Origin of the sequence: Blautia sp. AF14-40, from assembly GCF_003479665.1 — a bacterium.
Taxonomy (GTDB): domain Bacteria; phylum Bacillota; class Clostridia; order Lachnospirales; family Lachnospiraceae; genus Fusicatenibacter; species Fusicatenibacter saccharivorans.
Genome location: NZ_QUHK01000047.1, coordinates 1 through 10,632, shown reverse-complemented (window position 1 = coordinate 10,632; position 10,632 = coordinate 1). Strand labels below are relative to the sequence as shown.

Annotated in this window: 9 protein-coding genes, 3 pseudogenes and 1 riboswitch; all 12 genes and pseudogenes read left to right on the top strand. The window is 44.8% G+C overall.

The window, feature by feature from the left end; all coding sequences use genetic code 11:
• Positions 1–131: 131 nt before the first annotated feature.
• Positions 132–266 (top strand): annotated as a pseudogene (locus DWW13_RS20250) (phage tail tape measure protein); the annotation flags it as partial.
• A 262-nt stretch (positions 267–528) separates the two neighbouring features.
• A pseudogene (locus DWW13_RS20075) lies at positions 529–891 on the top strand (hypothetical protein).
• Between the two features lie 134 nt (positions 892–1,025).
• Positions 1,026–1,379, top strand: coding sequence for a dihydropteridine reductase (locus tag DWW13_RS17040; RefSeq protein WP_118660740.1), 354 nt, complete (start codon positions 1,026–1,028; stop codon positions 1,377–1,379).
• Between the two features lie 28 nt (positions 1,380–1,407).
• The gene (locus DWW13_RS17035) at positions 1,408–2,013 is read left to right on the top strand and encodes a TetR/AcrR family transcriptional regulator (RefSeq protein WP_055228654.1); all 606 of its coding nucleotides are present in this window, start codon (positions 1,408–1,410) and stop codon (positions 2,011–2,013) included.
• Positions 2,014–2,130: 117 nt separating this feature from the next.
• Positions 2,131–2,568: a radical SAM mobile pair system MarR family transcriptional regulator gene (locus DWW13_RS17030; protein ID WP_004853467.1), complete on the top strand. Its 438-nt coding sequence runs from the start codon at positions 2,131–2,133 to the stop codon at positions 2,566–2,568.
• Positions 2,565–3,254 carry a radical SAM mobile pair protein A gene (locus DWW13_RS17025; protein WP_118720663.1) on the top strand — a complete coding sequence of 230 codons (690 nt, stop codon included), beginning with the start codon at positions 2,565–2,567 and terminating at the stop codon, positions 3,252–3,254. The genes DWW13_RS17030 and DWW13_RS17025 overlap by 4 nt, the downstream gene beginning before the upstream one ends.
• Positions 3,242–4,150: a radical SAM mobile pair protein B gene (locus DWW13_RS17020; RefSeq protein WP_055228656.1), complete on the top strand. Its 909-nt coding sequence runs from the start codon at positions 3,242–3,244 to the stop codon at positions 4,148–4,150. Before DWW13_RS17025 ends, DWW13_RS17020 begins: the two co-directional genes overlap by 13 nt.
• Positions 4,151–4,194: 44 nt before the next feature.
• Complete coding sequence (locus tag DWW13_RS17015; protein WP_118720661.1) at positions 4,195–4,569, top strand: hypothetical protein; 375 nt, start codon at positions 4,195–4,197, stop codon at positions 4,567–4,569.
• A gap of 74 nt (positions 4,570–4,643) precedes the next feature.
• Positions 4,644–6,533: pseudogene (locus tag DWW13_RS17010) on the top strand (hypothetical protein); the annotation flags it as partial.
• Between the two features lie 508 nt (positions 6,534–7,041).
• Positions 7,042–7,464: a hypothetical protein gene (locus DWW13_RS19935; RefSeq protein ID WP_330425630.1), complete on the top strand. Its 423-nt coding sequence runs from the start codon at positions 7,042–7,044 to the stop codon at positions 7,462–7,464.
• A gap of 279 nt (positions 7,465–7,743) precedes the next feature.
• The gene (locus DWW13_RS17005) at positions 7,744–8,061 is read left to right on the top strand and encodes a helix-turn-helix domain-containing protein (protein ID WP_117801760.1); all 318 of its coding nucleotides are present in this window, start codon (positions 7,744–7,746) and stop codon (positions 8,059–8,061) included.
• 134 nt (positions 8,062–8,195) lie between these two features.
• Positions 8,196–8,271, top strand: a riboswitch (cyclic di-GMP riboswitch).
• Between the two features lie 137 nt (positions 8,272–8,408).
• Entirely contained in the window at positions 8,409–10,532 is a 2,124-nt protein-coding gene (locus DWW13_RS17000; RefSeq protein WP_118720659.1) for an ATP-binding protein, read from the top strand.
• Positions 10,533–10,632: the final 100 nt, after the last annotated feature.

Genomic DNA, 10,632 nt, shown 5'->3' with positions numbered 1-10,632 from the left:
ACTAAACTTTTTTGACTATGTTATTTTGTTGAGTATGATTAGGGCATAACTTGAAGTGAATAAAAAGGTACTCAGGTTCTACCGTTTACGTATTTTTGAGCCTTTTTTTATGAGATTTATGGGGAAGCCGCATGGCAGGGAACAGAATCCAGGGGATCACTGTCGAGATTGGCGGCGATACCACGAAATTGCAGACCGCCTTAAAGGGGGTTAATACAGAAATCCGGAATACGCAGAGCCAGCTGAGGGATGTGGAGAAGCTGCTTCCGGTGACGGGAGTGGCGGCAGATATGGTAATTTCGCCGCAGATGGCCGCGGCAGACAGCGGTGTGATTACCGGTACGGGAACATCCGGCGGTGCGGATCTGACAGCCGGTATTGTGGCGGCACTGAAGGAGGTGCTGGGTGATCAGAAGGGACAGCAGGGGGATCTGGTGATTCCAGTTTATCTGGGGAACCAGCTGCTGGATGAGGTGATTGTGACAGCACAGCAGAGAATGAGTCTGAGGAGCGGAGGTAGATAATAGGATGGCTTTTTTTCAGTATCTTGTGTTTGACGGGGAGAACCTGCCGCTTCCGGATTCTTATGAGGTGGAGCTGGAGGATGTGGAAGCGGATTCCGGCGGTGAGACAGAGGCAGGGACAACACAGAGGGATGTGGTGCGGCATGGTGTGGTGCGGATCCCGGTGTCGTTTTCCGTTACGGCGAAGTGGTTGAAGAAGCTGGCGGGGTATGCGAAGAAGGATAAGATCAGCGTGTAGTATTTTGATGTGGAGACGCTGGGGATGAAAACAGCGGAAATGTATGTGACGGGGTATAAGGCGAAGCTGAAAAAGGATACCAGTTATAAGGGGCTGTGGACGGTGAGTTTTACGTTGAAGGAGATGTAGAGAAATGGTATAATGGAAGCATCAAATCGTAATTTGCACAATTCCTGAACTCAACACAAACTGCCATCAGTGTTGTTCCGTTGCCCGTTCTTTGCTGGTAGAATAAAACCATCAAATGAAGGAGGCAACAAGCCATGAATACAGATAAAATCTATGCAGAACAACTCGCAAACGAATATGCACTCAAGGACACCTCCAAGGTGATTGCTCTTCGCAAACTGGATGCAAAAGCCAAGCTTCCCGCAACCGTTTTTACCTATACCTTCGGCATTATCACTGCGCTGGTAGCCGGTGTTGGAATGTGCCTTTCCATGAAGGTCATCGGCAGCGGTAGCATCACTATGTTTGTCCTCGGCGTGATTGTCGGCATTATTGGGCTACTGGGCATGGGCGTTAATTACCCCATCTACAAAAAATTGCTGGCACAGGGCAAGCAGAAATACGCTTTTGAAATCATGGAACTGGCAAAAGAAATCAGCGAGATGTAAACAATAACACGAAAGAAGGTGAGAACGATTGAATAGATCGGAAAGCAGATATTTTGCTACCGCAGCCAGAATGGACGAAGCCTTTCTGACCCTTCTGGCAAAAAAGGATTTTGAGTATATTACAATCAAAGAAATCTGTGAAGTAGCAGGGGTCAATCGTTCCACCTTCTATCTGCACTATGAAACGATGTCAGACCTGCTCTCGGAGAGTGTCGGTCGTATGAACGAGCAATTTCTTGCTTCTATGGAGAAAGATTCGGATGCCTTTTCTACAAAGCTGCGGAATTGCCCGAGGGATGAATTATATCTAATTACGCCGGATTATTTAACACCTTACCTCAGCTACATTAAGAATAACAAGCGACTGTTCCGCACAGCAACAGAAAATGCGGCGGTGTTGGGGATGGATAAAAGCTATGATAGGATGTTCCGTCATGTGTTTACGCCGATTCTCGACCGCTACGGTGTACTACAGCAAGATCGACCTTATATCATGGCCTTTTATATTCGGGGACTGATGGCAATTATCTCAGAATGGCTCAAGAACGACTGCACCGATTCCATTACGTATGTTACAGGTTTGATTCAGCAGTGTGTAAAAATTCCACAAAGCGAAACACCGAACGCTGTTTGACAATTTCAAGTTTGGAGAATTGAAAAAAACGGAATTTACCTATTAAGACATATAAACGCTTGACAATAAAGCTCCTATATAGTATGTTTTAATAAACTACTATATAGGAGATTTTGTATGGAAATGAATGGAGGATTTCTTGTCACCAAAATAAAACAGCTTGGAGACCGGATTTTTGAGAAGATTCTCAGTGAAAAGAATATTGATGCGTTTAATGGAGCCCAGGGACGTATTCTTTATGTGCTGTGGCAGGAGGATGGTATCTCAATCAGGTCACTCTCGACTAAATGCGGATTAGCGATAACATCTCTTACTACGATGCTGGAAAGAATGGAAAATCAAGGGCTGATAAGCCGTGTTCAGTCTGAAACGGACAAAAGGAAAACACTCCTGTTTCTGACTGAGAAAGCACATGCCTTAAAGGGCGAGTACGATTCTGTATCTGATGAGATGGGCAGTATTTACTACAAAGGTTTTTCAGAGGAAGAAATTACCCGGTTTGAGGAATGTCTCGACCGCATCAGAAAGAATCTTGAGGAGTGGCAGAAGTCATGAGTATTTGTATCAAAGATCAGATTCAGAACATGAATATCGTCATTGGCTGCACAGTGGGGTGTACATATTGCTATGCCCGCAACAACGTGAAACGCTGGCATATGATTGATGACTTCGCTGACCCTGAATTCTTTCCGGGTAAGCTCAAGATGATGGAAAAGAAACGTCCGCAGAACTTTCTTCTTACTGGGATGAGCGATCTCTCCGGATGGAAGCCGGAATGGAGAGACGAGGTATTTGCAAAGATCCGTGAAAATCCACAGCATCAGTTCCTGTTCCTTACCAAGCGACCTGATCTGCTGGATTTTGATACCGATCTGAAAAACGCATGGTTTGGCGTTACGGTGACGAGGAAAGCCGAACTGTGGCGTATCGACGCCCTTCGGAAAAACATCAGAGCAAAGCATTACCATGTTAGCTTTGAACCGTTATTCGACGATCCCGGTACAGTTGACCTTTCCAGAATCAACTGGATCGTTGTCGGCACTATGACCGGGGCTCAGAGCAGGAAGATTCATACGGAGCCGGAATGGGCATGGTCTCTGACGGATCAGGCACACGCACTCGGCATTCCGGTGTTTATGAAGGAAGACCTTGTCCCTATCATAGGGGATGAAAATATGATTCAGGAAATGCCGGAAGAATTTAATAAAGTGTTAGAGGTACAGAAATCATGGAAGAAGTAATAAATGGAATCCTCATTCGTGAGGTGGAAACAAAGAACATCATGACTAAGTCTAGTCTGCCGGTAGGCGGTTACTCGGTCAATCCCTATGTGGGCTGTACACATGCCTGCAAGTATTGCTATGCTTCTTTTATGAAGCGCTTTACCGGGCACAAGGAGGAATGGGGCACTTTCCTTGATGTGAAGCATTGGCCGGAAATTAAAAATCCGAAGAAATATGCCGGACAGCGGGTGGTCATCGGTTCTGTGACAGATGGCTACAATCCACAGGAGGAGCAATTCGGGAATACCAGAAAACTTCTGGAGCAGCTGATCGGCAGTGACGCAGATATTCTGATCTGCACAAAGTCGGATCTTGTGGTACGGGATATTGATCTGCTGAAGAAGCTTGGACATGTAACCGTTTCATGGTCGATCAACACACTAGATGAAAATTTCAAGAACGATATGGATTCTGCTTCGAGCATTGAGCGCCGTATCTCTGCTATGAAGCAGGTATATGAAGCAGGTATCCGTACAGTCTGTTTCGTATCCCCGGTATTCCCCAGTATCACGGATTTTGAAGCAATCTTTGAGCGGGTAAAGGATCAGTGCGATCTGTTCTGGCTCGAAAATCTCAATCTTCGAGGCGGTTTCAAAAAGACAATTATGGATTATATCGCCGGAAAATATCCTGATCTTGTACCACTTTACGACGAGATCTATAACAAGCATAACCGCAGCTACTTTGAAGCACTTGAAGTAAAAGCTGAGAAAATGGCTAAGAAGTATGATTGTGCCTTTGTGGATAATGAAATGCCTTATGGCAGAGTCCCGCAGGGACATCCGGTGATCGTAGATTATTTCTATCATGAGGAAATCCGTGGGACAGAGAATACCGGAAAAAGAAATCGCTAACTTCAAGTTTGCAGGGAAGGTGGCTATCATGGAGATGAAGAGAAATGGATGAGAGGAAAGCGTATTGGTTTGAACAGCCATATATGCCGCAGATGAAAAATATTGCGGTGGCTCCTGTTATTCTGGAAGATGGAAGACTGCCCTTCTGTGTTCCAGGGGATGATGGTCCTCCGTGGTCCGGGGTGTGGAACCTGACTGGAAAGGTTGTTTTGGACGGGGATGATTATTTTGAGTTCCAGTGTGATGATGAAGTGATGCACAGACGGGGTGGAACATATAAATTTCATGCTTTGGATGTTGATACATTCCGCAGGGAAACGTGTCAGTGGATATCACAGGGAAAAGAGATTGCAGACTGCTGTAAAACAACAGAAGAACTGCATGAATGGTACCTGAAACATTGGACTTATAACAGATAGAATGATTATATTTACGAAGGCATCGGTCACCTGGTTGGCTGGTGCTTTTTTCGTGGGGAAATGGAGGTGGCGGGATGTATCCGGTATCGGATGGGTTTCTGAGAGCAGTGAAGAGCAATACAAGAAAATATTACTGGACGGGTACGATCGTTACCAGAGGCGGAATGACGTATGAGTTCGGGGCGAAGGAGATTGTGAAGGGTTCCGGGTATATTTCCAGGCAGTGCTGTGGAAGCACGGAAATTGAACTGGGGACGGTGTATGCGGCGGAGATGGGGATCACGCTTCTGAGTGACATTGACAGGTATACGCTGGAGGATGCTCAGGTGACGCTGGTGTTTCATCTGGTGCTGGCGGATGATTCGGTGGAAGATGTGCCGATGGGAGTTTTTGAGGTCAGTGAGGCGAACCGGTTGGCAAAGTGCTTGGAACTGAAAGCCTATGATTTTATGCTGCGGTTTGATAAGAGTTTCAACGGGTTTGAGACTGTGGGGACTGCTTATGATTTTATTGCTTTGTGCTGTAAGCGGTGTAAAGTGGAGTTTGCGAATAAGAGGGCGGAGATTGATGCCATGCCGAATGGCGGGGTGACGCTTTCTGTTTATACTGAAAATGATATTGAGACCTGCCGGGATGTGCTGTTTTATGTGGCACAGGTTCTGGGAGGTTTCTTTATTATTAACAGGGAGGGAAAGCTGGAACTGAGAAAGTACGGGAAGGATCCTGTGATGAAGGTGGAGCAGAGACACCGGCTTTCTTCCAGCTTTTCGGATTTTATTACCAGATACACGGCAGTGAGTTCCACCAACAAGCAGACGCAGATTGCAGAGTATTATGCTCTGGATCCGGATAATGGGCTGACCATGAACCTGGGTGTGAACCCGCTTCTGCAGTTTGGGTTAAAGGAGACCAGGGAGATGCTGTGCAGGAATATCCTGGCAGATCTGTCTGTGATCCGGTATGTGCCGTTTGATTCGGATACCATCGGGAACCCTGCCCTGGATCCAGGGGATGTGCTGACATTTGCGGGAGGACAGGCGGATGAGGGACAGATCACCTGTATCACTTCCATCAGACAGAAAATCGGGGGAAAGCAGAGCCTGAAATGTGTGGGGAAGAACCCGAGGCTGGATCAGGCGAAGTCAAGGAATGACAAGAATATTTCGGGACTGCTGAATCAGATTGAAGACAATGCGAAGACCGGGAAGATCGGGATCCATACGTTTACCAATGCTTCCGCGCATGAGATCGGGCAGACGAAGGTGAAGCTGATCAGTATCCAGTTTGCTTCTTCTGAGGAAAACCACATGCAGTTTTTTGCGCAGGTTGTTGTGGATGTGGCTGCGGATCCGGTGGAACGGTCTGCGGAGGCTTCCGGGACTGTGGTGATTCCATTTCCGGGCGGAAGCGGCAGTGGAACTGGAAGTGGTACGGGTGGTTCTGATGGAGCCGGGGAGACATCGGATGCAGGAAGTTCTGAAAATGATGCGGCAGGGAATGAAGTTGGAAATACTTCTGGGAATGAGAATACAGGGAGTACGGATGATGTCGCTGGTGGCTCGGATTCCGGATCCGGAACCGGGAGTGGTTCGGAGGTTTCTGTGGATGTGAGCCTGCCGGTGAAGTGGCAGGAGGACGGACAGGCGGTCTGCCATGTGGTCTTTGAATTTAACAATGAGGAGATTGTGGAGCATTGTCCGGTGGAGACCTGGCATTCCGGGAAACATATTTTGTCGCTGTATTATCCTATTGAGAAGATTGTTGCCAATTATACGAATACATTCAATGTGTATCTCTGGATGGAGTATGGCAGCGGTACGGTTGATGTGGGAGACTGCATTGATTCTGTCAGTGGACAGGCAATGGCGGCTGGGGAAGCCTGGGATGGAAAGCTTGAGGTGGAAGATTATACCACGAGATTTGCCATTGGCGGAGGACTGGATGTGAATGTTTTCCGGGATTCGCAGGAGTATCTGGAAACCATCCGTGCCGACGGGTATGCCACTTCTTTTTCCTATGTGGAAGACTGCATGAAGGTGATCCGTCAGTATGAACTGACAAGATTTGATGAAGGGGGATGTGAGGCTATGGCAAAGACTGCTGAGAGTGTTCTGGATGTGATGAGGGGATGGCTGGGATTCAGTGAGGCCAATGGAAAGTTTAGGGAGATTATTGACTTGTATAATAGTGTGAAGCCGCTTCCCAGAGGATATGCGGTGCAGTATTCGGATGAATGGTGTGATACCTGTGTGTCTGCTGCAGGGATCAGGGCAGGATGCAGTGAGCTGATCGGCAGGGAGTGCGGCGTGGAGGAACACGTAAAGATCTTCAGGGAGATGGGGATCTGGATCGAAGACGGAACCATCACGCCGGAGCCGGGTTATGTGATTGTGTATAACTGGGACAAGGCCACACAGCCGAATGACGGGTACAGTGACCATATCGGTTTTGTGGAGGAGGTTTCCGGTGGGAATGATTACTGCTATTGAAGGTAACCGGGGTGAAAAGGTTGACAGAAGGGTGATCCCACTGGGATGGGGATATATCCGCGGATATGCGGCTCCGCAGTATGAGAAGGCTGTGAAAGGAACCGGCGGGAATCCTGGTACAGGAAAGAAAAGTGTGGAAGCTGTGGCGAAGGAAGTGATTGCCGGAAAGTGGGGGAACGGCGAGGACAGAAAGAAGAGACTGCAGGCTGCAGGGTATGATTATCCGGCAGTGCAGGCGAAGGTGAATGAGCTGGTGAAAAGTAGCAACAAAAAGAGTGTGGAAACTGTAGCAAAGGAAGTCATTGCCGGAAAGTGGGGGAACGGCGGGGACAGAAAGAAGAGACTGCAGGCTGCGGGATATGATTATGGGGCAGTGCAGAGAAAAGTGAATGAGTTGATGAGATAGTAGGAAGCCTGCTGTTGTCTGTGGAGAAATCTGCGGATGATGGCAGGCTTATTTTTTTGTTTGAGGTTTCAAACTTTTATGTGACAAACATAACTGTCTGTGCTATTATAAAAACGATATAAGCGAAAATGACTTTTGCGGAAACGAAAGTATCTTTATATTTTTTTATCCGTATACTTCCTATAATGGGAATGAATACTTGCAAAGTTGATTACTAATATTTTTTCATTATTACAGGTACAATAAGAACATGTAATAGCGGAAATGAGGTATAGTTACTTGCAGATAGAGAAGTATATTGCGGATAAAATAACATTTTTGTGTGAAAAGCGTGATATCAGTAAATATAGATTATCGCAGCTGTCGGGAATTTCCCAGTCATCACTGGGAAGAATCATGGCGCAGGAAAACCTGCCGTCGCTGATTACACTTGAAAAAATATGTGCAGCTTTGGGCGTGACATTATCACAGTTTTTTCAGGAAGGTAATTCAGAGAATCTGACAGAAAAACAGAAAGAAGTTTTAAGGATATGGAACAATCTGAGTACAAATGAGCAGGAAACAGTAATGTCAATGCTGCGTGGACTTCGGAAGTAGGAGAACAGTTCGAGTATATGTATCGGCTGTTCTTCTTTTGTTTTTAGGCGTTAAAACGGTAATGTTTTTCTTGTACATAGTCGAGCATTAGAGTATAATAAAACCAGTTTTTTTCATATGTTTAAAAGCTATAATAAGAAAAACGGCAAAACAGATGAAAGTCTGCGACGCAAAGCTATAGGGCCTGTAAAATGGTAGCCAGTTGCCACGTTAAAGATGCATTGTCTGCAATGACAATGCTTTTTTCATTTTTGGAGATTAAAAAGAAACTAAAACAGGCAATAATTGGTGGCTGCTAAAATATAAAAATGAAGTAGATAAAAACGCAGGTGTAAAGGAAATCGGTTATGTGGAAGAAAATTAAGTCAGCACAGGAACAAAAAAATACATTTAGGATAAAAAAAGAGTTATGGATTCCGGTATTTGTATTGATGATCGGTTTGGTTGTTCTGGTGAATATAGGCATTCGTGCGGATAGCAGTCAAAGGGATTTGATAAGGTCAAGAGCTGAATTAAACGCAGTAACGTATGCAGATCATATGAAGGCTGATATCGTGAGGGGAATTGATATTACAAATACTTTTGAACAGATTGTTATTAGTGAAAACGGAAAAATTTCCATGTTCTCGAAAGTTGCGGAGAATATGATGGCAGATTATGTCCAGAGTATTCAGATCGCACCAGACGGCGTAGTGACTGAGATTTATCCGGAAGACGGAAATAAGGCTGGAAAGATAGATCTTATTCATGATAAAGAACGAGGAAAGATATCTTGTTATGCCAGAGACAATGATGTGATAACCATGCAGGGACCATTTTCTTTGAAACAGGGTGGAACGGGGATTGCTGTAAGAAATCCGGTGTATGTGGAGCAGAAAAATGGCGAAAGGACATTTTGGGGATTTACAATTGTAATTATTCGTGTACCGGATATATTCGCTGATTCTATAAAGTCACTTACCGATTTTAGCTATGAATATAAGTTGTCTAAAAGTATTGCACCGTGGGATGAAACATACGAAGAAGTGTATGGCTCAGTTGTGGAAATGATTGATCCTGTCACATATACTTTCGAATTAGGTGACAGTCAATGGGTTCTGGAAGTGATGCCTGAAAACGGATGGAATAGCAATGAAAAGTTATATAGACTATGGGGCTGCGGTTTACTGATTGTTTTGCTTTTAACTGGATTTGTTTTTATGATTATGTTACTGCACAGGACACAGGAATCGGAAAACACAGTAGTGAAATTAAATAAAAAACTGCAGAAAGCATTGGAGCAGGCGAAAACAGCCAGTGTTGAAAAATCTAATTTTCTGTTTAATATGTCACATGATATACGTACTCCTATGAATGCAGTTATTGGTATGACGTCATTAATAAGACATGATGCAGGAAATAAAGATAAAGTAATAGAGTATGCAGATAAAATAGATATTTCATCCCAGCATCTGTTAGGGATTATTAATGATATTCTGGATATGAGCAAAATTGAGGCAGGAAAAACAGTTTTTAAATACGATGATTTCTCTATTCTGAATTTTATACAGAAAATCAATAATTTATTTCATTCACAGATAGATGAAAAGAAACAGACTCTTACAACAAAGAAAAATATCCGACATGAGTGGGTGAACGGGGATCAGCTTCACCTGATGCAGATTTTCAACAACCTGCTTTCTAATGCAGTGAAGTACACGCAGGAAGGTGGAGAAATTCAGTTTCTGGTAGAAGAATGTGAAACAAATTCATCCGTCTATGCAAAGTACCGTTTCTTAGTCAGGGATAATGGAATAGGAATGTCAGCAGATTTCAAAGATAAAATCTTTGATGCTTTTACCCGTGCCGAAAATTCTGTGACGAATAAGATCCAGGGAACCGGTCTTGGAATGGCTATTACCAGAAATCTGGTTGAAGCAATGGGAGGTACCATTGATGTGGAGAGTGAACTGGGACAGGGAAGTTGTTTTGAGGTTCTCATAGAGCTGAGAATTGCAGAGGATAGAACAGTTGCTCTGGCGGCACAAGAAGACACAGATGAGCAGGATGGTAATATTCTGCAGGGAATGAGGTTCCTGTGTGCAGAGGATAATGAGCTGAATGCTGAGATCCTGACGGAACTGTTAAAGATTGAAGGTGCAGAATGTACCATCTGTGAAAATGGTGAAGAGGTTTTGAAAGCATTTGAACAGTCTGCTCCGGGGGATTATGACATGATCCTGATGGATGTGCAGATGCCTGTTATGAATGGTTATGAGGCAACAAAGGCAATCCGCAGAAGCTCCCATGAACTGGCAAAGACGATTCCGATCATTGCCATGACTGCGAATGCATTTTCCGAGGATATTCAACATTCCCTGGCAGCTAGTATGAATGCACACGTTTCAAAACCAGTTGAGATGAAAGTACTGGAAAAGACAATCAGAAGCATAAAATCCGGCGGGGGGGGGCACCGAACCGCAGGGCATTGAACAGTGACAAATGGTTTTGATACAGTAGTGTAATTTTATTAAATCAGAAGGTTGACAAAGAGATGTATAGAGAAATATATTTGACAGACAGACAGACAGA

Bases quoted from the DNA above. Each gene is read 5' to 3' on its own strand.
- DWW13_RS17040 (WP_118660740.1), top strand. From the start codon at position 1,026: ATGAATACAGATAAAATCTATGCAGAACAACTCGCAAACGAATATGCA.
- DWW13_RS17030 (WP_004853467.1), top strand. From the start codon at position 2,131: ATGGAAATGAATGGAGGATTTCTTGTCACCAAAATAAAACAGCTTGGA.
- DWW13_RS17025 (WP_118720663.1), top strand. From the start codon at position 2,565: ATGAGTATTTGTATCAAAGATCAGATTCAGAACATGAATATCGTCATT.
- DWW13_RS17020 (WP_055228656.1), top strand. From the start codon at position 3,242: ATGGAAGAAGTAATAAATGGAATCCTCATTCGTGAGGTGGAAACAAAG.
- DWW13_RS17015 (WP_118720661.1), top strand. From the start codon at position 4,195: ATGGATGAGAGGAAAGCGTATTGGTTTGAACAGCCATATATGCCGCAG.
- DWW13_RS19935 (WP_330425630.1), top strand. From the start codon at position 7,042: ATGATTACTGCTATTGAAGGTAACCGGGGTGAAAAGGTTGACAGAAGG.
- DWW13_RS17000 (WP_118720659.1), top strand. From the start codon at position 8,409: ATGTGGAAGAAAATTAAGTCAGCACAGGAACAAAAAAATACATTTAGG.